General features: G+C 42.2%; 21 protein-coding genes and 1 other annotated feature. Of the genes, 16 read left to right on the forward strand and 5 right to left on the reverse strand.

The annotated features are described in order from the left end of the window. Positions 1-18: 18 nt before the first annotated feature. Positions 19-534 carry a GNAT family N-acetyltransferase gene (locus N1I80_RS07505; protein WP_340737271.1) on the reverse strand — a complete coding sequence of 172 codons (516 nt, stop codon included), beginning with the start codon at positions 532-534 and terminating at the stop codon, positions 19-21. A gap of 125 nt (positions 535-659) precedes the next feature. Here N1I80_RS07505 and N1I80_RS07510 point away from each other — a divergent pair, with 125 nt between their 5' ends. The 8 genes from N1I80_RS07510 to N1I80_RS07545 all read left to right on the forward strand — a co-directional run bounded on the left by N1I80_RS07510 (position 660) and on the right by N1I80_RS07545 (position 7,687). Then, positions 660-1,229: a 3D domain-containing protein gene (locus tag N1I80_RS07510; RefSeq protein ID WP_340737272.1), complete on the forward strand. Its 570-nt coding sequence runs from the start codon at positions 660-662 to the stop codon at positions 1,227-1,229. A gap of 128 nt (positions 1,230-1,357) precedes the next feature. Then, complete coding sequence (locus N1I80_RS07515; RefSeq protein WP_340737273.1) at positions 1,358-3,022, forward strand: sensor histidine kinase; 1,665 nt, start codon at positions 1,358-1,360, stop codon at positions 3,020-3,022. Then, a complete protein-coding gene (locus N1I80_RS07520) occupies positions 3,015-3,728 on the forward strand; it encodes a response regulator (RefSeq protein WP_340737274.1) in 714 nt (237 codons plus the stop codon). The genes N1I80_RS07515 and N1I80_RS07520 overlap by 8 nt, the downstream gene beginning before the upstream one ends. A gap of 215 nt (positions 3,729-3,943) precedes the next feature. Beyond that, positions 3,944-5,260, forward strand: a complete 1,317-nt coding sequence (locus N1I80_RS07525) for a CitMHS family transporter (protein ID WP_340737275.1) — start codon at positions 3,944-3,946, stop codon at positions 5,258-5,260. A 130-nt stretch (positions 5,261-5,390) separates the two neighbouring features. Beyond that, positions 5,391-5,744, forward strand: coding sequence for a PadR family transcriptional regulator (locus N1I80_RS07530; RefSeq protein WP_340737276.1), 354 nt, complete (start codon positions 5,391-5,393; stop codon positions 5,742-5,744). Continuing rightward, positions 5,737-6,417, forward strand: coding sequence for a hypothetical protein (locus N1I80_RS07535; RefSeq protein ID WP_340737277.1), 681 nt, complete (start codon positions 5,737-5,739; stop codon positions 6,415-6,417). Before N1I80_RS07530 ends, N1I80_RS07535 begins: the two co-directional genes overlap by 8 nt. Next, the gene (locus N1I80_RS07540; protein WP_340737278.1) at positions 6,407-6,964 is read left to right on the forward strand and encodes a DUF4825 domain-containing protein; all 558 of its coding nucleotides are present in this window, start codon (positions 6,407-6,409) and stop codon (positions 6,962-6,964) included. The genes N1I80_RS07535 and N1I80_RS07540 overlap by 11 nt, the downstream gene beginning before the upstream one ends. Then, positions 6,965-7,687, forward strand: coding sequence for an SDR family NAD(P)-dependent oxidoreductase (locus N1I80_RS07545; RefSeq protein ID WP_340737279.1), 723 nt, complete (start codon positions 6,965-6,967; stop codon positions 7,685-7,687). A gap of 47 nt (positions 7,688-7,734) precedes the next feature. Here N1I80_RS07545 and N1I80_RS07550 read toward each other — a convergent pair whose 3' ends face one another. Together N1I80_RS07550 and N1I80_RS07555 are read right to left on the reverse strand one after the other, a co-directional pair. Continuing rightward, entirely contained in the window at positions 7,735-8,322 is a 588-nt protein-coding gene (locus N1I80_RS07550; protein ID WP_340737280.1) for a tRNA (mnm(5)s(2)U34)-methyltransferase, read from the reverse strand. Continuing rightward, positions 8,319-9,278 (reverse strand): TIGR01212 family radical SAM protein, encoded by a 960-nt coding sequence (locus tag N1I80_RS07555; RefSeq protein WP_340737281.1) that lies wholly within the window; start codon positions 9,276-9,278, stop codon positions 8,319-8,321. Before N1I80_RS07555 ends, N1I80_RS07550 begins: the two co-directional genes overlap by 4 nt. Before the next feature lie 147 nt (positions 9,279-9,425). Between N1I80_RS07555 and N1I80_RS07560 the strand changes: the two genes are divergently transcribed. The 4 genes from N1I80_RS07560 to leuS all read left to right on the forward strand — a co-directional run bounded on the left by N1I80_RS07560 (position 9,426) and on the right by leuS (position 14,908). Further along, the gene (locus N1I80_RS07560) at positions 9,426-10,613 is read left to right on the forward strand and encodes an MDR family MFS transporter (RefSeq protein ID WP_340737282.1); all 1,188 of its coding nucleotides are present in this window, start codon (positions 9,426-9,428) and stop codon (positions 10,611-10,613) included. A gap of 101 nt (positions 10,614-10,714) precedes the next feature. Further along, a complete protein-coding gene (locus N1I80_RS07565; protein ID WP_340737283.1) occupies positions 10,715-11,401 on the forward strand; it encodes a CoA transferase subunit A in 687 nt (228 codons plus the stop codon). A gap of 19 nt (positions 11,402-11,420) precedes the next feature. Continuing rightward, entirely contained in the window at positions 11,421-12,080 is a 660-nt protein-coding gene (locus tag N1I80_RS07570; RefSeq protein WP_340737284.1) for a 3-oxoacid CoA-transferase subunit B, read from the forward strand. 42 nt (positions 12,081-12,122) lie between these two features. Beyond that, positions 12,123-12,350, forward strand: a binding site (T-box leader). Between the two features lie 143 nt (positions 12,351-12,493). Next, a complete protein-coding gene (gene leuS, locus N1I80_RS07575; protein ID WP_340737285.1) occupies positions 12,494-14,908 on the forward strand; it encodes a leucine--tRNA ligase in 2,415 nt (804 codons plus the stop codon). A gap of 163 nt (positions 14,909-15,071) precedes the next feature. On the opposite strand, the gene N1I80_RS07580 is transcribed toward leuS, so the two are convergent. Next, positions 15,072-16,337, reverse strand: coding sequence for a BaiN/RdsA family NAD(P)/FAD-dependent oxidoreductase (locus N1I80_RS07580; protein WP_340737286.1), 1,266 nt, complete (start codon positions 16,335-16,337; stop codon positions 15,072-15,074). Positions 16,338-16,611: 274 nt separating this feature from the next. Between N1I80_RS07580 and N1I80_RS07585 the strand changes: the two genes are divergently transcribed. Both N1I80_RS07585 and N1I80_RS07590 read left to right on the forward strand, forming a co-directional pair. Further along, positions 16,612-18,228, forward strand: a complete 1,617-nt coding sequence (locus tag N1I80_RS07585) for a putative polysaccharide biosynthesis protein (protein WP_340737287.1) — start codon at positions 16,612-16,614, stop codon at positions 18,226-18,228. A 4-nt stretch (positions 18,229-18,232) separates the two neighbouring features. Next, positions 18,233-18,952, forward strand: a complete 720-nt coding sequence (locus tag N1I80_RS07590) for a pseudouridine synthase (RefSeq protein ID WP_340737288.1) — start codon at positions 18,233-18,235, stop codon at positions 18,950-18,952. A 119-nt stretch (positions 18,953-19,071) separates the two neighbouring features. On the opposite strand, the gene N1I80_RS07595 is transcribed toward N1I80_RS07590, so the two are convergent. Then, positions 19,072-19,293, reverse strand: a complete 222-nt coding sequence (locus N1I80_RS07595; RefSeq protein WP_340737289.1) for a DeoR family transcriptional regulator — start codon at positions 19,291-19,293, stop codon at positions 19,072-19,074. A gap of 324 nt (positions 19,294-19,617) precedes the next feature. Here N1I80_RS07595 and dat point away from each other — a divergent pair, with 324 nt between their 5' ends. Both dat and N1I80_RS07605 read left to right on the forward strand, forming a co-directional pair. Next, the gene (gene dat, locus N1I80_RS07600; protein ID WP_340737290.1) at positions 19,618-20,472 is read left to right on the forward strand and encodes a D-amino-acid transaminase; all 855 of its coding nucleotides are present in this window, start codon (positions 19,618-19,620) and stop codon (positions 20,470-20,472) included. A gap of 34 nt (positions 20,473-20,506) precedes the next feature. Then, complete coding sequence (locus N1I80_RS07605) at positions 20,507-21,493, forward strand: NERD domain-containing protein (RefSeq protein ID WP_340737291.1); 987 nt, start codon at positions 20,507-20,509, stop codon at positions 21,491-21,493. The last annotated feature ends 7 nt before the right edge of the window (positions 21,494-21,500 follow it).

A 21,500-nucleotide genomic window follows, 5' to 3' on the forward strand; every position in this document is an offset into this window, starting at 1 on the left:
CTTTCCATGCTCGAAGCTTTAAATGTTTCGTTTATATTTCAAGGAGATATCCTGATCTTCTTCTATTGTACCGTATGCAAGTTCCTCGTATTGGAAGATGAATCCGCGAGCTTCATAGAAGGGGATGCCGTAGTTGTTTCCTTTGGCGACAGACACCCACTGTTCCTTTGCACCATATGTATGCTTTTGAATTTTCGTAAAGAAGTCAAGCAGGCGTGTACCGATCCCTTGTCCGCGTAGCGTAGGGTCTAAATAGAGCACATACACTTCACCCGCTGTATCATCATTCATCCCACCCCCAATGGCTCCGACAATTCTGCCGTTCATTTCTGCAACAAAGTAGCCATGCCATTCTTCACTAATGAAGACGATTTCCTGCTCAATACGTTGCACATTGTAATATTGGTCAATGAGTCTTTGAATATAATTCTCGCTATAGAGCGTACTGTAGGTAAACCATTGACTCTCTGCGAGTACGTCTGCAATGGCTTTTGCATCGTTCTTGTTAGCTTTACGAATAGACACTGTTTTCATGATCGAACACTCCGTTTATGTAATATTATCGTTAATTTTGTAACGGGAAAGGTGGCAGATTGTAATATTGCTGTAATATAAGCCTGCTAAGATAAGTATAGACTAAAAAGCAAGGGGTAGAGTACTTGAGAAGAATTCTTGGAACACTCATCATTACGATTGCGTTATTGGTCAGCGGGGCAAATGAAAGCTGGGCCGCACCTACAACTTATACGGTTAAGAGTGGAGATACATTATCCGCGATTGCGAAGAAGCATAACGTGTCTGTCTCCAATTTGAAATCATGGAACAACTTAAAGTCAAATACAATCCATCCAAAACAAACTTTAAAAGTAGTAGCTGAGAAGAAAGCTGTGAGTAAGGCGGTTGCAAAAACACCTTCACGCTCAGATTCTGACAAGGTCGTTAAAGAATTCACAGTATCAGCCAGTGCGTTTACAGCAAATTGTAACGGTTGTTCTGGTATTACTGCAACAGGTATTAATTTAAAAAGTAATCCGGATATGAAAGTCATTGCTGTCGATTCAAGCGTCATTAAGCTTGGAACGAAAGTCCATGTAGAAGGCTATGGTTATGCTATAGCGGGGGACACAGGTGGTTCCATTAAAGGGAATAAGATCGATGTCTTTTTCCCGACCAAAGCTGAAGCCTATAAATGGGGCCGCAAAGATGTGAAGATTAAAATTTTAGAATAAATGAATCAAAAGCTTACTCTTGAAATAGGAGAGTAAGCTTTTTTATTTGGATGAATATTGCTATTCGGGCTTAAGTCTGCTATATTTCGAACTTAACTGTCTATCTGATTTGGAAGGGGCTAGCTATGATGATTCATTTTCAAAAAAATGATCGTAAAAATCCTTACCTTAAACCACATATTACGTTTAATTTGAAAATGAAAATGATTATGTTGATAGGTATTCTGATCATAGCAATTGTTGTAGTAATTGGGCTGTTTATCGATCAGTTTATGTCAGACGCTTTGGAGGCACAATTAGGGGAGCGTGCACTCAGCGTTGCGGAAAGCGTAGCACGTATTCCAGAGTTGGCAAGTGCATTTGACAACGAACAGCCAGCTGCCATTATCAATCCGATTGTTGCGCCGATTCAAGAGGCAACTGGAGCTGAGTTCATAGTGGTAGGGAATAGGGAAGAGATTCGCTATGCGCATCCGAGTGCAGACCAGATAGGTAAGAAAATGATAGGTGAGGATAGCGAAAGAGCACTCGTTTATGGCGAGTCGTATGTTTCAAAAGCAGTCGGTTCATTGGGGAGTTCGCTAAGGGCAAAAGTACCGATATACTTAGATGGGAAAATTGTAGGTATTGTTTCAGTTGGTTTTTTGGCCGATGATATAGAAGAGGTTATCGATTCTTATAATAACCAGCTGTGGATTGTTTTACTACTTGTTATGCTTGTTGCGATTATGGGTGGAGTACTTGTGTCATCGTATATAAAAAAAGTATTATTTGGGTTAGAACCAGAAGAAATTGCCCATTTATTATTTCAGAAGGAGACAATTCTACAGTCTACACACGAGGGAATTATTGCCGTGAATCAGAACGGTGTCATTATAATGATTAATTCTGCCGCATTAGGCCTACTGTTCGATCAAACTAACGATCCTGAACGGTATATAGGAACAAAGATGAAAGAACTGCCATCTGCATATCAGTTAGCCTACTACTTGAATGATGACGGTATTCAAGTCGATAAAGAGCTGATGATTGGTAACAATACCGTCTTTGTCAACAAGGCGCCCATCTATGTAGAGGATATATGTCTTGGAACGGTTTTCACATTTCGAAATAAGACAGAAATTGATTTATTAACGAAAGAATTAACACGGATTAAGCAGTATGCAGACGCTTTACGGGCGCAGACGCATGAATTTACGAATAAATTATACTTGATTTTAGGTTTGCTACAACTAAATCAGAAAGAACAGGCCATTGACTATATTCAAAAGGAAAGTATGCTACAGAAAAACTGGATTCATTTATTGATTCGGAACGTGGCCGATCCTTTGGTGAGTGGGCTGTTATTAGGCAAACTAAACCAAGCAAACGAGCTCGGCATTGATTTGGAAATTCAGGAAGAAAGTATACTAGCAATGTCTTTGAACGACAAACAAAGTGAGGCATTGTTAACTGCAATGGGGAATTTAATTGATAACGCGATGGATGCGCTGAAAAATAATCCTCCGGCCAATCGAAAAATCCAAATTTTCTTTACCGATATTGGTAATGATTTTATTTTTGAAATAGAAGATTCCGGGGCAGGCATACCGAAAGCCTATGAAGATAGGCTCTTTGAGCAAGGATTTACATCCAAAGAAGGTGCTCATCGTGGTTTTGGCTTGGCTTTGACAAAGCGAATGATTGAGGAAGTAAATGGAGTACTTTATTTGGAAGAAGGGGAGCTTGGGGGAGCAAGCTTTGTGATTTCTATACCGAAGGATTTAAAGCAAGGGAGAGAAAGCGATGCGTGAAACGATTCCAGTTTTAATTGTAGAAGATGACTTTCGAATTGCTGATATTAACCGCCAGTTTGTTGAGCGAGTAGAAGGGTTTACTGTATTGGCTATCGTGAAAACAAGTGAGGAAGCACTTACTTATTTACGAAGTCATTCAGCATTACCTAAACTTATTTTGCTGGATATGTATATTCCGGACGTAGAGGGTTTAAGTTTGTTTTGGACATTACGTCAAGAGTTCAATGAGGTTGATGTCATTATGGTTACAGCTGCTAAGGAAGTGGTGACCATCGCTGAAACATTACGAGGTGGTATTTTTGATTATATAGTTAAGCCAGCTGATTTTAGCCGTTTTGAACAAACCTTAAAAAGATACAGTGCTCAAACTCAAATGCTGGCATCGAGGGCGGAGTTAGATCAGAAGGAAATAGATCGTCTCACGGGATCACATTGGCTAGATGCTGTGGAAAAGGTTAATGTAAGCGGGGGACAGCTCCCAAAAGGAATCGATCAGATTACGTTAGACAAAATAAAAGAGGTCCTACAAATGTATAGTGGACCAGGGGTGACTGCGTTAGAAGCCGGGGACAAAGTAGGGGTAAGTCGCTCAACAGCAAGGCGTTATTTGGAATATTTAGTGTCGATAAAAGAAGTGGATGCCCAACTAAAATACGGTGATATTGGTCGTCCAGAGCGAAAATATATGCCGTGGACAAAATGAACAAAACGCTCATAATGCCTATTAGTGTTTTTAAGTAAATAAACTTATTAATCTAACCTCTCTATGATAAATTTCTAAGTATAGAAAACTTTGAAATAGAGAAGGTTATTTTGATGCAGGAACTTTTTTCTGTCATTCCGAAAATATGTATCCGCTTTCATGAGCGAACCTTCCATTTCATGTAGTGAACTTCGGTTGACTAGAAAGGAGAAATTATGCTTAGTATTATTGGTTTACTTACGATTCTTATCGTTGTTGTGTTATTGATTAGTGGAAAAGTTTCTCCGTTTGTTGGCCTTTTGCTTGTGCCGATTGGTGGGGCATTCGCCGCAGGCTTCAATTTGGGACAAATCGGCGAATTCTTTACAAGTGGTACGCAATCTGTATTTAGTGTTGTAGTTATGTTTATTTTTGCTATTATCTTTTTTGGGATTATGCAAGATGTCGGCGTTTTTGATCCACTCATCAATAAGATGATTGCGCTTACACGTGGAAACGTCATTGCGGTAGCGGTTGGGACGGTTGTTATTGCTGCGATTGCACAAATGGATGGCTCGGGTGCTTCAACATTTCTGATTACGATTCCTGCTTTGCTACCATTGTATAAACGGTTAAAGATGAACCCTTATTTATTGCTTATGCTTGTCGGAACAAGTGCGAGTATCGTGAATATGGTTCCATGGGGAGGGCCGTTAGGTAGAGTTGCTGCTGTGCTTGAGATGGATGTCACTGAATTGTGGCGGCCGCTCATTCAAATTCAACTCATTGGATTGGTCTTATTAGTCGTATTAGCAGTTGTCTTGGGTTATCGTGAAAAACGTCTGATTGCTAAAAATGGTGAGGAATCAAGAGAAACGGATGAGGATACGTCTACCATAGATAGTGAGGATTCTCCAGCGGATAAATCTGCTGGTTATCCTAAGTTCTATTGGTTAAATGTCGTGTTGGCATTTAGTGTTATTGGTATTTTAGTATGGGGAATCATTCCGGCAGGGTTTGCGTTTATGATTGGGGTCAGTATTGCTTTGCCTATTAACTACCCTAAAATCCAGGATCAGATGGGGCGTATTCAAGCGCATGCACCAGGTGCTATTTTGATGGCAACGATTATTTTGGCTGCTGGTTCGTTTTTAGGGATATTGAATGGGACAGATATGCTGAATTCAATAGCGACAGACTTGGTTAATGTTTTACCGGCGTTCGTCATCCCTTACTTACACATTATTATTGGTGTGTTTGGTGTACCGTTTGATTTGCTATTAAGTACGGATGCTTATTATTTTGCACTGTTTCCAATCGTAGAGCAGATTGTGACCGGTTTTGGCGTTTCTTCTTTATCCGCAGCTTATGCGATGATTATCGGTAATATTATTGGTACATTTGTCAGCCCGCTTTCACCAGCTCTATGGCTTGCGTTAGGGTTGGCAGGACTAGAGATGGGGAAACATATCCGTTATTCATTTATGATGATGTGGGGCTTTAGCATAGTTCTACTGGGGATTGCTATTGCAATCGGTGTTATTGCGATTTGAAGATAATAAATAAAAACCAATTTTCCTTCGGGAGGATTGGTTTTTTGTTAGCTTGTTTTTTGCTCTTTTTGCCATAGTACTTTGACAAGCATAGTACTGTGTTGTATATTATAAATAGAGGTGAAAAGCAATGGCTGATATCGGGATAAGCGCAGATTTAATCCGTGGAAATATCGATACAATTATCTTGCGCGTGTTAAAAGACGGGGATAATTACGGTTATGAAATTATGAAAGCCATTTCTGAAGGTAGTTCAGGTGAGTATATTTTAAAAGAACCAACGCTGTACAGTAGTTTGAAACGATTGGAAAAAACGGGTTACATAAAGGCTTATTGGGGCGACCAATCTCAAGGGGGGCGTAGGAAGTACTATACGCTTACGAATGAAGGAATTTCGGCATACAGGGAAAATTTAGAAGCGTGGAATCGAGCAAAAGAATTAATTGATCGGTTAGTACAAGAGAGGAGCGGAAACGATGAATGACGTTCGAAAGCATATTGATAGACGATTTGCTAAGTATCCTAAAACCGATGAGACACTTGAATTGAAAGAAGAAGTAATTGGAAATATAGAGGCGGAAATTGAAGATTTACAAAGTTACGGTCATTCGTTCGAAGAAGCATTTCGGATAAGTATTGGCCAGATGGCAAAGTTAGATGGACTTATCGATGGAGTGAAATCTGTACGGCTTAGCAACGTATTGATGGAAGTGATGCAGTGGACGTTGATCTACACATTGATTGCATGGATTATAACAATCCCATTAAGTATATTTTATGAGTTTAGAAGAATTTCGTGGGCTTTGTTTGGGGTTATAATTGTGATAGGGCTTAGTTATTTGATCTATTATAAAATCCGTAAATTGCTATCGAGAGATTATGTACAAGTGAACCTTTATAAAATCGCAGCAGTGAGAAAGTATGTGTGGATCACTTGGTCTTTATATATCGTTGCTACATGGGGAATTATTACGGCGACGCTGTTCGGAAGTAATATCTGGTTTGGGCGTCCGATTCCTATTGATGGGCCGTATGAGTTTGCAACTAGTAGCGTAATGTACGTTTCTCCTATCATTACAATTATTGTTCCACTCCTTATGAACAAATTGCAAAAAATCATCATCAAACAAGGGGAGGACAGTCCCGATGAAGAATAAGGTGATAGTTGGATTACTAATAGTAGGACTAGGCTTATTCGTCTGGATGCAAATGGTTTACCTACCTGGTCAAGAAAAGATACAGCAAGAAGAAGTGCTTAAGCAGCTTGATCCGGAAACCCATCTTTTTGAGAAAGTACTTCAGTTTGAGAATTTATATATGGGGAATGCGGGGAATAACATGAATCTAGTCAACCATTTACCGATGAGTGATATTCCACGAATGTTCGAACAGGATCCTGACGAATTTACATTTACAATGAACTATGAAACGTCTGTTGAGGAAATCGGAGAGGAGCGGGTAGAGAAAGCTATTTTATATAATGCGACAGCTATTTTTGCGCTTATAGAGAATATGGATATAGTGGAATTTGAGTTTGTTGATCAAATGTTTGCGGTGACGCGTGAGCGAGTGAATAATTGGTTTGGTGAAGATGTCGCTTCATTTAAAAATGAAAAAATATTTTTTAAAAAAGTGCAACAGCCAATTATCGCAAGGGAACGTCTTGACGAATGGTTTGTTGCATATACGGAAGGGGAGGGTTAAATGGATGTTTTTATTGTCACAGGTACTTCGAAAGGAATTGGATTTGAACTTTCAAGACAACTTCGAGTGAAGGGGAATAAAGTGATTGGGATCGCAAGGACAGTGCCTACGGGTGCAGAGGATTTTGTTGCTGCTGATTTAGCGCAAATGGAAGATCTTGCTGAGTTGATGGCTTCACTGATTGACGAACATCGTGAGGCCGCGACTAGCTTTACGCTTATGAATAACGCGGGTATGGTTGACCCGATTGGATTGATAGGGTCTGTGAGTGCTGAAGAAATGACTACAGCGATGGCTGTCAATTTGACTGCGCCTATGATATTATCGAATGCTTTTATAGCGAAGCTGCAGGATTTTAAAGGAACTAAACGAATCGTCAATATTTCGTCTGGAGCAGGGCGTAATCCGTATGAAGGATGGGGGACCTACTGTGCAACGAAAGCGGGGCTAGATCATTTTTCGCGAGTTGTTGCGCTTGAACAGGCGAATGCTGCGTACCCCGTTGAGATTGTTTCAATTGCACCAGGCATCATTGACACGGGTATGCAGGAAACGATTCGTGCGAGTCAGGAAGAGGCGTTTCCGTTACTTGAGCGGTTTATTGATTATAAAGAACAAGGGCTGTTAAGTAGTGCGGAGCAAACAGCAGAGAAATTGATTTTATTTATGGAAAAGGAAGATTTTCAAGCGGTTGGTCCAATTGTTGATATTCGAAATTTTTGAATGGAAAAAGGTTGTCACTGGTAAATCGTGACAACCTTTTTACTATGCTATTCTACTTGCCTAGCTGTTTCAAAGTCCTTCATCTTCTCAAGTGCAATGAGGAAGGGAGGATTATTACGCTGATTGAGGATTTCATAGCGGGCAACATGGACATCCGCCTGATGCAAATCTTTCACATAGGAGAGAAGCGCATCGCGTTCTTCTGCTCCACCTTCATGTCCATCATAGACCGAAATAGCAATAATACCACCTTTTTTCAACATGCCTAGCATGATATCAATAGCTTTGATGGTGGAACCAGGTGTTGTGACGATGGATAGGTCCTCGCTATGTGGTAAGTAACCTAAGTTGAAAACAGCACCGCCGATTGGTCCTTTGACGTATTGTTCAACATTTTCATGGCTATCCAGTACAAGTGTGACTCGCTCGTTTAAGTCACCAAGGCGTTTGGTCGTAGCATCGAGCGCAGCTTGTTGGATATCGAATGCGATGACATGTCCATTTTCACCGACAAATTGGGCTAGAAATTCTGTGTCGTTACCATTTCCTGCGGTTGCGTCAATGACGGTTTCTCCCGGTACAACTGTGTCACGGAGCAATTGTCTAGCGAAGGGCAGGATGCGTAGTAGCTTCATATTCGTTCAACCGCCCTTGCAAAATGCTTTCCTTGCCAGCTGTCACGGCGTTCGAGTTCTTTGTCAATGCCGTTTAACACTTCCCATTTTGTAACACTCCACATCGGACCAATCATCAATTCAATTGGACCATCGCCTGTTATACGATGCACAATCATCTCGGGTGGTAGGATTTCCAGTTGGTCTGCGACAAGATTAATGTATTCCTCTTTTTCAAGGAACTCCAATTGCCCTTTTTCATATTGCTTGACCATTGGTGTTCCTTTTAATAAGTGAAGCAAATGGATTTTGATGCCTTGAACGTCTAGTTTTGCTACTTCGCGAGCGGTTTCCATCATCATATCGTAATCTTCAAGTGGTAGGCCGTTAATGATATGTGTACAGACGCGGATGCCGCGCTTGCGTAGTTTCTCGACGCCTTCGACATAGGAAGCGAAATCATGTGCGCGATTAACAAGATTGGCTGTTTTTTCGTGAACTGTTTGTAGTCCAAGTTCAACCCATAAATATGTGCGTTCATTTAATTCTGCTAAATAGTCGACGACATCATCAGGCAAACAATCGGGACGAGTTGCGATAGACATAGCAACGACGCCTTCTTGTGCTAATGCGGCCTCGAATTTTTCTTTTAGCTTTGGCAGTGGTGCGTGTGTATTCGTATAGGCCTGGAAATAGGCCATGTATTTGCCGTCTTTCCATTTCTTATGCATTCTTTCACTGATTTCCTTGAATTGGACGTCAATCGGGTCGACACGATCACCGGCAAAATCTCCAGATCCCGCAACACTGCAAAACGTACAACCACCGAATGCAACAGTGCCATCCCTGTTTGGGCAATCAAACCCTGCATCCAGCGCAACTTTCATCACTTTAAAACCGAATTCATCTTTTAAGTGACGTGACCATGTATGATAGCGTTTCCCTTCAGACGGGAACGGGAATAGATTATTTTCCACATTGTTCAACTCCTCTAATAGGACATTATATCATGTTTCCTTATGAGGCATCATCTGAATTATGGAACATCTTGTGGACGTATTGTTGAATTGGGCCAAAAAGAATACACTCAATATTGTATCTTTTAATGAACGGAGGCAGATTGGATGCCTAAAAAAGTTTGGCTTCTTGTAATTGGAATGTTTATCAATGTCATGGGAAACTCTTTTCTGTGGCCTTTGAATACCATCTATATGCATGAATATTTAGGGAAATCGCTGTCAGTGGCAGGACTTGTCCTGATGGCGAATGCAGGTGCAGGTGTTGTGGGGAATTTGCTGGGTGGTTATTTATTTGACCGTTTTGGTGGCTATCGATCGATTATTGGGGGCATCATCCTCTCTATGATTGCGTTGACTGGTTTGGTATTTCGGCATGATTGGTATCCGTATATCACCTTTTTGACGCTGCTTGGCTTTAGTGGAGGGATTGTATTCCCATCAATGTACGCCATGGTGGGGACGGTTTGGCCTGAAGGAGGGCGCAAAGCGTTTAACTCCATCTATCTTGCACAAAATGTGGGTGTTGCGATCGGACCTGCGCTTGCTGGATTTGTTGCAGTGGCTAGCATTGACTATATATTTTCAGCGAATTTATTCTTTTACGTACTGTTTTTCATTATCGCATTCTTCGGCTATAAAAAACTTGAAATTGCACCCGATAGACATACGAATGTCATTCGAGAGAAAAAGAAAATCAAGCACAAAGCACCTTTCTATGCGCTGCTCATAGTGACGTCGGGTTATTTGCTGACGTGGCTGATTTATTCACAGTGGTCGACAACAATCTCGACGCATGCGCTATCACTCGGTGTTTCATTAACCGAATATAGTCTTTTGTGGACGTTGAATGGGGTACTCATTGTTGCGGGACAACCGTTGATTAATCCGATTATTAAGCGCATGGAGCATAAATTAAAAGCGCAGGTTACTATTGGCATTGTCATCTTCATTATTTCATTTATTGTCGTCAGCTATGCAGGATCGTTTAAAATGTTTGTGGTGTCGATGATTATCGTGACGTTTGGTGAAATGTTTGCGTGGCCTGCGATACCAACGCTCGCCAGTCAGTTAGCGCCGAAGGGAAGGGATGGCTTCTATCAGGGCATCGTCAACTCGACAGCAACCATCGGGCGGATGATTGGTCCGTTTGCAGGCGGTGTACTGGTCGATTTATATGGCATGCAAGTTATGCTGTTCATATTGACAGCGCTAGTTAGTATCGCTATTATCCCGACATTGCTTTATGATCGACCGTTGAAAAAAGCGGGCTATAAACCAGAAAACCATTCGTAGGTTTTCTGGTTTTTTATATTGACTATCATTGCAACATCTCATATAGTCTGATTTAATTAAATAGAAGATCGATTGTGAACGAGGCGAAGGGAGATGTATGTATGAAACCAATTTATTCATCAGCGATGGAAGCGATTACAATTATTGAAGATGGTGCAACGTTAATGGTTGGGGGCTTTGGACTGGTAGGTATCCCAGAACAGCTGATTTTGGCGCTTGTTGATAAAGGCGTAAAGAATTTAACGGTTATTTCGAATAACTGTGGAGTCGACGAGTGGGGGCTTGGACTTCTATTGAAAAATAAGCAGATTAAGAAAATGATTGGCTCGTATGTGGGGGAGAATAAGGAGTTTGAGCGTCAGGTGCTATCTGGTGAAATTGAAGTAGAGCTAACGCCGCAGGGCACGCTTGCTGAAAAAATTCGTGCGGGTGGGGCGGGTATTCCTGCTTTTTACACGCCAGCAGGTGTTGGGACGGTCGTTGCAGATGGTAAGGAAATCCGTGTATTTGACGGCAAAGAGTATGTGCTTGAGGAAGCGCTACGTGCAGATTTTGCATTGATTCGCGCGGCAAAAGCGGATAAGTTCGGCAACCTTATTTACAATAAAACAGCCCAAAATTTCAATCCAATGATGGCGGCGGCTGGCAAGTTTACGATTGCTGAAGTTGAGGAGATTGTGGAAACGGGTGATTTGGATCCGGCGATAGTTCACACACCGAGTATTTACGTGCAAGGGCTGCTGCAAGCTGTGCAAGAAAAGCGCATCGAACGTCTGACAACATGCTAAGGGAAGGGGAATGTTGACTATGACACAAGTAAACGTACGAGAACGTATTGCGAGACGAGCGGAAAAAGAAATTGAGGACGGCAATTATGTCAATTTGGGGATTGGTATGCCGACGTTAGTGGCGAACTATATTTCGGATGATAAAACAGTCGTGTTGCAATCGGAAAATGGACTCCTTGGCATTGGACCTTATCCAACTGAAGATGAAGTGGACCCTGATTTGATTAACGCAGGAAAAGAAACGGTAACGACCATACCGGGATCGGCCTATTTTACAAGTGCAGAATCCTTCGCGATGATTCGTGGGGGGCATGTCGATGTGGCGATTCTTGGTGCGATGGAAGTGTCTGAAAAAGGCGACCTTGCCAACTGGATGATTCCTGGAAAGATGATTAAGGGCATGGGTGGTGCGATGGATCTTGTGCACGGTGCGAAGAAAATCATCGTTATTATGGATCATGTGGCGAAGGATGGGTCTGCCAAAATAAAAAAACAGTGCTCATTGCCTTTAACGGGTAAAGCTGTTGTCCATAAAATTATTACAGAGCGCGCATTGATAGACGTCACGCCTGATGGCTTGGAACTTAAAGAAGTATTCGAAGGTTTCACGATTCAAGAGGTCGTAGAATCGACGGAGGCACCGTTAATTGTGAAGGATGTTATTGTCGGCGTAAAATGACTGTTGTTAAAATGACAGGATTCGGGTAAACTAATAGCAATAGCTTTGGCATTGATGAGGAATAGTAATCTTTGCTGTCGATTTTAGAGAGTAGGCGGTTGGTGGAAGCCTGTACGACAGAGATGAACTCGCCTTGGAGCCTGCATCGGTGAACATTGGTTAACTAACTTAACTAGCCCGTGCCGTTTTCCGCGTTAAGGAGTCAAGTTGGGCGGTTTTAACCGTCAATTTGGGTGGCACCGCGGGAATTATAGTACTCTCGTCCCTTATATTTTTAAGGGACGAGAGTTTTTTATTTTCATTCAGCAAATGCATTTGTACTGAAAGCGAAGCGTCAGCTACAGAAAACCCTTGCCGAATAAAAATAAAGCCCCCAGCGGATGTCACAGATTTTGAATAGGAGGAATAGGTAAATGAGTTATAATCACGGTCAAATTGAGAAGAAGTGGCAGCAGTATTGGAAGGACAATCAAACATTTAAAATGACGGATGATCCGTCGAAACCGAAATTTTTTGCGCTGGATATGTTCCCTTATCCATCGGGTGCGGGACTTCACGTTGGGCATCCGCTCGGCTATATTGCAACGGACATTTTGAGTTCATTCAAACGGAAGCAGGGCTATAATGTTTTGCATCCGATGGGCTGGGATGCGTTTGGTTTACCAGCGGAGCAGTATGCGCTTGATACAGGCAATGATCCTGCTGAGTTTACTGCGCAAAATATTGCAACGTTCAAACGTCAGATGAATGACCTTGGTTTTTCGTATGACTGGGATCGCGAAATCAATACGACAGATCCTTCGTATTACAAATGGACACAGTGGATTTTCATCCAACTGTATAATAAAGGCTTAGCTTATGTAGATGAAGTGGCTGTGAACTGGTGTCCAGCACTTGGTACAGTTCTTGCCAATGAAGAAGTCATTGATGGCTTGTCAGAGCGTGGAGGGCATCCAGTTGAGCGTCGCCCAATGCGTCAGTGGGTATTGCGTATTACGAATTATGCGGATCGCTTGTTGGAAGATTTGGATGAGCTGGATTGGCCGGAAAGCTTGAAGGACATGCAACGTAACTGGATTGGCCGTTCAGAAGGCGCGCAGTTGAGGTTTGACATTGACGGCACTGAATTGTCGTTTGAAGCATTTACAACGCGTCCGGATACAATTTTCGGTGCGACTTATGCGGTGCTTGCACCGGAGCATAAATTAGTTGCTACGATTACAACGGCTGATCAACAAGCGGCAGTTGAAAAGTATCTTAATGAAGTGAAAATGAAGAGTGATCTTGAGCGTACGGATTTGGCAAAAGAAAAGACTGGTGTATTCACAGGTGCTTATGCCATTAACCCGGCAAGTGGCGAAAAAATGCCGATTTGGATTGCGGACTATGTGCTAGCTACTTATGGAACGGGTGCAATCATGGCAGTTCCAGCGCATGATGAGCGGGATTATGAATTCGCGAAAGAATTTAACCTACCGATCATTGAAGTTGTAGCAGGTGGCGATGTTGCGAATGAAGCGTATGTTGGAGACGGCAAGCATATCAATTCTGGTTTCTTGGATGGCTTAGGTAAAGAGGAAGCAATAGACAAAGCGATTGCCTGGTTTGTAGAACAAGGCAAGGGCGAGAAGAAGATTACGTTCCGTCTTCGTGACTGGCTATTTTCAAGACAACGTTATTGGGGCGAGCCAATTCCAATTATTCATTGGGAAGATGGCACAATGACACCGGTTGACGAGGCTGATTTGCCGTTGAAATTACCGGTGACAGATGATATTAAACCAAGTGGTACAGGTGAGTCACCACTGGCGAATATTACGGAGTGGGTCAACGTCGTACATCCGGTGACAGGCATGAAAGGTCGCCGTGAGACGAACACAATGCCACAATGGGCAGGTAGCTGCTGGTATTACCTTCGTTACATTGATCCTGATAATGATGATATGATTATTGATCCGGAATTAGCGAAGCGTTGGTTACCAGTTGACATTTACGTAGGTGGTGCGGAGCACGCGGTTCTTCACCTGCTATATGCACGATTCTGGCATAAGGTGTTATACGATATCGGTGTGGTTCAAACGAAAGAGCCATTCCAGAAATTATTTAACCAAGGAATGATTCTTGGTGAAGGTAATGAAAAAATGTCGAAATCAAAAGGTAATGTTGTCAATCCTGATGATATTGTTCATTCACACGGTGCGGATTCACTTCGTTTGTATGAAATGTTCATGGGACCACTGGAAGGTTCAAAAGCATGGACGACGAACGGGCTTGACGGCGCACGCCGATTCCTTGACCGTGTATGGCGTTTATTGGTTAATGAAGATGGCACATTGAGCGAGAAAATTAACGGTGAGCCAGGCGGCGAGCTTGAAAAAGTCTATCATCAAACGGTGAAAAAAGTGACTGAAGACTTTGAAGCAATGCGCAATAACACGGCTATTTCTCAGTTAATGGTGTTCATTAACGATGGTTATAAAGCCGATTCGATTCCACAAGAATACGTGGAAGGCTTCGTTAAAATGATTTCACCAGTTGTACCGCATTTAGCTGAAGAGCTGTGGGAGAAACTAGGTCATAGTGATACGATTACGTATGAAGCATGGCCAACGTATGATGAAACGAAATTAGTTGATGATACAGTGGAAATGGCTGTTCAAATTAACGGTAAAGTTCGTGCGAAAATCGTTGTATCGAAAGATGTGACGAAAGATGAGCTTGAAAAGCTAGCTGTGGAAGATGAGCATGTCAAGGAGCTTCTTGCGAGTAAAGAAGTGAAAAAGGTCATCGCAATTCCAGGTAGACTGATTAATATTGTTGTTGCATGATGGTCATAAATTACTCGATGGCGGTCATAACTAGGCTTAAGAAGGTCATAAGCTATTCCGTGGCGGTCATAACCGGGTCTATGACGGTCATAAAGGTCTGAAACTATAAAAAAGGTGTCAAATTGGTCGGAAAATAGACCGGTTTGACACCTTTTTTCGTGTATTATATTGTTTGAGAATATTCCCCAGCACTCATCCCAGCAATTCGTCCTGTCACAAGCGCAGACGTAATATTATAGCCACCAGTGTAACCATGAATATCTAATATTTCACCACAGAAATAAAGGCCATCTTTTTTGCGGGAAGCCATCGTTTTTGGTACGATTTCTTTCACAGAAACACCGCCACCCGTGACGAATGCTTTTTCAAGGGGCTGCGAACCGTTGACGTTCATCGAGAAAGCTTTTAATAATTTTGCCAATGCACGCATTTTCTCAGCAGACATTTGGGCGCCGGTTTCGACTGGATCAATGCCAGCCCGGTCGAATAAAAAGAGCAACCAACGTTCAGGAGTAAGTCCTTTTAACACATTCTTCACAGCTTTTGTTGAATCCTCTTTTAGCATCGTATGCAGTGTTTGAAATACTTTTTCTTCATTCATCGAAGGCAGTGAATCGATGCGCATTTCAACAGGCTGATTCCCATTCTTCATGCGTTCCTTAACGACAAATTGACTACAACGTAAAATAGCTGGGCCGCTCAATCCGAAGTGGGTAAACAGCATGTCCATTTGATGGGTAATCAACGTTTTCCCTTTTGCATTCAAGACAGAAACAGCAACATCGCGTAGGGCGAGGCCTTGTAACTCTTTTGACACGATGAACGGCGCATTAGAAAGCAGTGGCACTTCTGTTGGATAAAGCTCCGTCACTGTATGACCGGCCTTTTCAGCCCAAGGATAACCGTCACCCGTTGAACCCGTTTGAGGAACAGCTTTCCCACCGACGGCTAATACGACAGCGTGTGAGCGGATTTCCTCACTTGACTCTAATCGAACACCTAGTATTTGTTCGTCATTCATCAATAGTTTCTTTACTTGTGTTTCTAGTCGAACTTCAACATGTAAACGATCCATTTCCGTGAGCAACGCGTTGACAACGTCTTTTGCTTTATTCGACACGGGGAACATTCTGCCGTGATCCTCTTCTTTTAACGCAACGCCAAGACCTTCGAAAAATTGAATGATGTCCTCATTATTAAACACAGAGAATGGGCCATATAAAAATCGACCATTGCCTGGAATGTTTTTCACAATTTCTTCTTGTGGAAGGCGATTCGTGACATTACAGCGTCCTCCGCCAGAGATGGCTAGCTTGTTACCAAGCTTTTTTCCTTTTTCAAGCAGTAGTACTTTACGACCGTTTTCAGCCGCAGCGATAGAAGCCATCAATCCTGATGGACCCCCACCGACTATGATGACGTCATACATAGTGGAAACCACACTTTCAGTTTTTCTTCATTATACACAAATTACGGCTAGTCATTGTGAAATGTGTCATCTGAGGGTAAACTGTATAAAGTAGATTTATCTGTGTTCAGCAGCAACCCGTTGCTGAGTGAGGGGGAATGAAGTTCAATTCCTACCAGATAAAGCCTCCGGCAGATGTCACGGATTTTTTTAGAGGTTCTTTTCGAATGAACTCGAAAAAATTCGGACGCAATTACGCCGAGGTGGAATTGATGGAAGAATGGAAGGATCATACATGTCATCGAATCTTGTAAAAGGCAGTGCTATTTTGACGATTGGGCTCTTTTTATCTAAAGCGCTCGGTTTGTTATATCTTGTTCCTTTTTATGCAATTGTTGGGGAGGAGACGATTGCGCTCTATCAATATGCCTACGTCCCCTATAATATTGCGTTAGCGATTGCAATCTCAGGTGCCCCACTTGCGATTTCAAAATTTGTCTCTAAATATAATGCGCTTGGGGATTATGCGACGGGGCGGAAAATGCTTAAGTCGGGTATGATGATTATGGTCGTCACAGGTTTTCTCTCCTTTTTGGTGCTATACTTCTCGGCCGAACCACTCGCGAAGCTTGTGCGGAAAAGTGATGAGCAAGTGTTTACGGTGGATGAGATTGCAAGTGTTATCCGCTGGGTGAGTTATGCGCTACTCGTTGTTCCGCTGATGAGTATTGTGCGAGGGTTCTTGCAGGGCAATCAGAAAATGATGCCGACATCCGTTTCTCAGTTAGTAGAACAGATTGTACGAATTGTTGTTGTCCTTGTCGGGGCATTTATCGTCGTCAATTTCATGCATGAATCCCCGGTAATAGCAGTGAATTTCGCTGTGTTTGCGGCGTTTATCGGAGCACTTGCAGGTTTAGCGGTTCTGTATAAGTATTGGAAAAGTTATAAACCGGAATTCGATCACCTACTAGCCAATAGTCCGCCGGCAAGTGACGTATCCATTAAAGATATGTATACGGAAGTGCTTGCTTATATCGTGCCTTTTGTCCTGGTTGGTGTCATTAACCCGCTCTATCAATTTGTCGATATGATTACATTTAATGGAGCGATGAAATCGATTGGCTTGTCGTCGGTTTCGGATACGTACTTAGGTATGTTAAATATGCTGACACATAAATTCGTGATGATTCCTGTCATGGTTGCGACTGGATTTTCAATGGCCCTGATACCCGTCATTACGGGCTATTATTCTAAAAACAATCAAAAGGGAATTACTCGTTCACTCGATCAAACGTATCAAATTGTGTTATTTTTGACAATTCCGATGGTGATTGGCTTAATGGCATTATCGAATGAAATCTATTATTCCCTCTACGGGAAGAGTGAAATGGGCGCTGAGATCCTGGCAAGTTATGCACCCGTTGCAGTGTTGTTCGGATTGTACACGGTGACAGCTGCCATTTTACAAGGGATCGATCGTCATAAGTGGATTGTGTTCACATCGTTGCTTGGTCTGTTATTCAAGTTGGCACTCAATATTCCGCTAATCAAACTGTTTGAAACGAACGGCGCGATTATAGCGACTGCAATTGGTTATAGCATTGCAGTTGGTATTAATATTTTAATCATTAAAAAGACGTTGGGCTACAAATCTCAGATGGTCTATAGAAGACTAATCCTCATTGGTCTGCTAAACGTTGTCATGCTTATCTCGGTTGTAGTCACATTAAAAGGATTGACGGCAATCAGCCCGGCTGACGGAAAGCTACATGCATTGCTATATGTTATCATTTGCGCCCTCGTCGGTGCGGCTATTTACAGCTATTTGTCATTGAAAACAGGTCTGGCACAGAAGTTATTCGGTGATCGCTTGACACGCTTGACAAACAAGCTAGGGTTAGGGAGGTAAATACATGCGGTTAGATAAATTATTAGCCAATATGGGCTTTGGCTCGCGTAAAGAAGTGAAACAGTTATTGAAAAAAGGCGCAGTTCGTGTCAATGCAGAGGCGGTAAAAGATGCTGCCCTGCACATTGATACAGAGAGGGACGAAGTGACAATCCTTGGTGAACGTGTTGTTTATAAGGAATTTATTTACCTGATGATGCATAAACCGCAAGGTGTGTTGTCTGCGACAGAGGATAATCGTGATCGCACAGTCATCGATTTGTTGGATGCGGACAGTCAGCATTTCGAACCGTTTCCTGTTGGGCGGTTAGATAAAGATACGGAAGGTTTCCTATTGTTGACGAACGATGGCAAGCTTGCTCATAATTTATTGTCCCCGAAAAAGGGCGTGCCGAAAACGTATTATGCGCATGTTGAAGGTATTGTAACCGAAGAGGATGTGGAGCGATTTGCAGAAGGTGTCATACTGGATGATGCTTATTTGACGAAGCCGGGGAAGCTGCGGATTTTGAAATCAGCAGACGTATCGGAAATTGAGCTGACGATTACGGAAGGGAAGTTTCACCAGGTGAAGCGGATGTTTGTGGCAGTTGGTAAGCAGGTAGTCTATTTAAAACGATTATCTATGGGGCCCCTGTCATTGGATGAAAATCTGCCGCTTGGTTCTTACCGGGAATTGACGGAAGAGGAATTGAATCTTCTCTTGCAACTATCGAATAATTAACAAAAAACGGAGAGCATATGGCGCTCGGGAGGAAGGATAAAGTTCAAACCTTCCTTGTTGGGGAAACGAAAAAAGGCTGAGCCGCTTATTCCGGTTCAGCCCTTCTTATTGTGCGCAGGTCAAGAAGATAATTTCACTTTTATTGCTGTCGTCGTCCATTTACCGCGGATCGGGCTCGTAATGAGTCCGTTGTATTCTAGGACATTTAAGTCCCGTTGGACAGTACGGTGAGTGATGCCAAATTCATCGACCAAATTCTCTGTTGTGACAGTACCGTTATCATGGATATACATGTAGACATCCTTGATGCGGGTAAGCATACGATCAGTAGCAGGTTTCAAGTGTGGAATCACCCCTTCATCTTCATTTTCCAAAATAACAATGGACATGAGACTTATGAATGTTGCCTAGAGCACGTTGATAATATCCCTGACACTGCACATCCTTTCTGAACCAAAGCAATCCGTCAGAATCACTCCATCATTTGTGTAGAAGTGATAGACTTCTCGGTAAATGAAGTTAAATCTTCTGACAATACTAGTATAACGTATTTTTTCAAAGTTTGCATGTATTTATTGTAAAGATATCGTTTGTGTGGATTGCTCTTTATTTTATTTGCTTGACGTGTGAGAATAGAGTATGCGAAAAATGAGAGGGGAATGACAATGACTACGTATTTTATGGATGATCAGTTTACAGAACGTGAAGGTATAACAATTTCAGTTGATGATCGTGGCTATTATTTTGGAGACGGTATCTACGAAGTTATTAAAGTATATGATGGTGAATTGTATACGGCGAAAGAGCATATCGAAAGGCTGTTTCAAAGTGCTTCGAAGGTGAAAATGACAATTCCCTATACGGAAGGTCAATTGATGGAAGTAGCTCGGGAATTAATTGCTCGTAATGGCATTTCGGTCGGTCATATTTATCTTCAAGTAACTCGTGGGAGTTCCCCCCGGACACATCAATTTCCTGCACCTGCTGTAGCACCTGTCGTGATGGCCTACGCGGTGAATAACCCAAGGCCTGTTGCTGCTATAGCTGACGGTGTAGCTGTCAAATCTGTTGAAGATATTCGCTGGCTTCGTTGTGATATTAAAAGTCTCAACTTACTGGGCAATGTTCTTGCGAAGCAAGAGGCTTACGAGGCGAATTGTGTGGAGGCATTGCTTCATCGTGATGGGGCTGTGACAGAAGGATCTTCTTCCAACTTGTTTGGTATAAAGAATGGTGTGATTTATACGCATCCCGCTACAAACCTTATTTTAAATGGTATTACGCGTCGAGTCGTACTTGGACTTTGCCAAGATCTTGGTATTCAGTTAGAAGAGCAATCATTTACTTTTGAAGAAGCATTTGAAATGGATGAATTATTCCTCACATCTACAACAGCTGAAGTAACGCCAATTATATCTGTTGATGGACGAAAAGTCGGCCCGGGAACCCCAGGTGCAGTAACAAGAAAATTACAAGAGGCGTTTGCTTTACAAATACCTACTTCAATTGTGGGTGAGTGAACGTAGAAGCAATGTGAAATCGGAGTGATTGAAAATGGCGCAACTTGTCAAACTGCTCGATTATGTATCTAGATATGAAAAAGATTTATCCCGCTACCCTACGCAGTATATTCGCATGAAAAAATACCAATGGGAACGTATGAAGAACCAATGGGAAAATGGTGCGGATTTAACGGAATGGCAACAGGAGGATGTAGAAGAAGTAGTAGAAGAAGTGGAAGGTGGGAAATGGTTTTCCCCTCTATTCCGGCTCTTTGGTCAACGAAAACCGATTGTAGATGAGGAAGTTCTTGACGCAGTTGATGATGACAAAAGTGAGGAAGAAGATAATTTTGGTTTTAGCCCAAATATCATCTATAATCCTACCAATCTTGAGCAATTGAGAAGGCTCTATTCAGACCAACTTTTTCATTTTCAAATTAAATGGGCGAGTTCTACCTTAATGGATAAGTCGCGGGTCGATCCGCGTTATATGCGTGATACATTATTACGAAGTTTTGCACAGAGCTTACCGGATAATTATTTGTTGTTCTATTATCCAATTCTCATGCTTAAGAAAGCACCTGTTGAACTCGATATTATAATGGTGACACCTGTTGAATGCATGTGTATTACAGTGCTTGAGGCAGAGGATGTCTCAGCCTTTGTAGGGAGTGGCGATCGATTCTGGGTGAAAAAATCTGGAGAGAAAGAAACAAAATTGTTAAATCCGCTTATTTCATTAAACAGGATGGAAAAAATAGTTGCTGGTATTTTTAATGGGCAAGAGATTGATTTTCCTGTCAAAAAGTATTTGATTTCCCGTAACGGTTATATCGATTATCCGGGTGCGCCGTTCGATGTGACAATTATCGATAGGCGGTCCTATGAACAATGGTTTTCGGCGCTACAAAAATCACCTGTTCCATTGAAATCCACCCAATTCAAAGCAGCGCAAGCAATCTTGGATATCGGTCAGACAACGTCGATGAGCCGCTTATTTGCGGAAGATGAAGAACAGCTAGAAGAAGACGAAGAATAATAACTAT

This window comes from Sporosarcina sp. FSL K6-3457, from assembly GCF_038007285.1.
Lineage (GTDB): Bacteria > Bacillota > Bacilli > Bacillales_A > Planococcaceae > Sporosarcina.

Excerpts from the sequence above, each read along its gene's own strand:
- N1I80_RS07525 (WP_340737275.1), top strand. The coding sequence starts at position 3,944 with ATGCTTAGTATTATTGGTTTACTTACGATTCTTATCGTTGTTGTGTTA.
- N1I80_RS07520 (WP_340737274.1), top strand. The coding sequence starts at position 3,015 with ATGCGTGAAACGATTCCAGTTTTAATTGTAGAAGATGACTTTCGAATT.
- N1I80_RS07550 (WP_340737280.1), bottom strand. The coding sequence starts at position 8,322 with ATGAAGCTACTACGCATCCTGCCCTTCGCTAGACAATTGCTCCGTGAC.
- dat (WP_340737290.1), top strand. The coding sequence starts at position 19,618 with ATGACTACGTATTTTATGGATGATCAGTTTACAGAACGTGAAGGTATA.
- N1I80_RS07580 (WP_340737286.1), bottom strand. The coding sequence starts at position 16,337 with ATGTATGACGTCATCATAGTCGGTGGGGGTCCATCAGGATTGATGGCT.
- N1I80_RS07605 (WP_340737291.1), top strand. The coding sequence starts at position 20,507 with ATGGCGCAACTTGTCAAACTGCTCGATTATGTATCTAGATATGAAAAA.
- N1I80_RS07540 (WP_340737278.1), top strand. The coding sequence starts at position 6,407 with ATGAAGAATAAGGTGATAGTTGGATTACTAATAGTAGGACTAGGCTTA.
- N1I80_RS07590 (WP_340737288.1), top strand. The coding sequence starts at position 18,233 with ATGCGGTTAGATAAATTATTAGCCAATATGGGCTTTGGCTCGCGTAAA.
- N1I80_RS07530 (WP_340737276.1), top strand. The coding sequence starts at position 5,391 with ATGGCTGATATCGGGATAAGCGCAGATTTAATCCGTGGAAATATCGAT.
- N1I80_RS07560 (WP_340737282.1), top strand. The coding sequence starts at position 9,426 with ATGCCTAAAAAAGTTTGGCTTCTTGTAATTGGAATGTTTATCAATGTC.
- N1I80_RS07570 (WP_340737284.1), top strand. The coding sequence starts at position 11,421 with ATGACACAAGTAAACGTACGAGAACGTATTGCGAGACGAGCGGAAAAA.
- N1I80_RS07565 (WP_340737283.1), top strand. The coding sequence starts at position 10,715 with ATGAAACCAATTTATTCATCAGCGATGGAAGCGATTACAATTATTGAA.
- N1I80_RS07545 (WP_340737279.1), top strand. The coding sequence starts at position 6,965 with ATGGATGTTTTTATTGTCACAGGTACTTCGAAAGGAATTGGATTTGAA.
- N1I80_RS07515 (WP_340737273.1), top strand. The coding sequence starts at position 1,358 with ATGATTCATTTTCAAAAAAATGATCGTAAAAATCCTTACCTTAAACCA.
- N1I80_RS07585 (WP_340737287.1), top strand. The coding sequence starts at position 16,612 with ATGTCATCGAATCTTGTAAAAGGCAGTGCTATTTTGACGATTGGGCTC.
- N1I80_RS07535 (WP_340737277.1), top strand. The coding sequence starts at position 5,737 with ATGAATGACGTTCGAAAGCATATTGATAGACGATTTGCTAAGTATCCT.
- leuS (WP_340737285.1), top strand. The coding sequence starts at position 12,494 with ATGAGTTATAATCACGGTCAAATTGAGAAGAAGTGGCAGCAGTATTGG.
- N1I80_RS07505 (WP_340737271.1), bottom strand. The coding sequence starts at position 534 with ATGAAAACAGTGTCTATTCGTAAAGCTAACAAGAACGATGCAAAAGCC.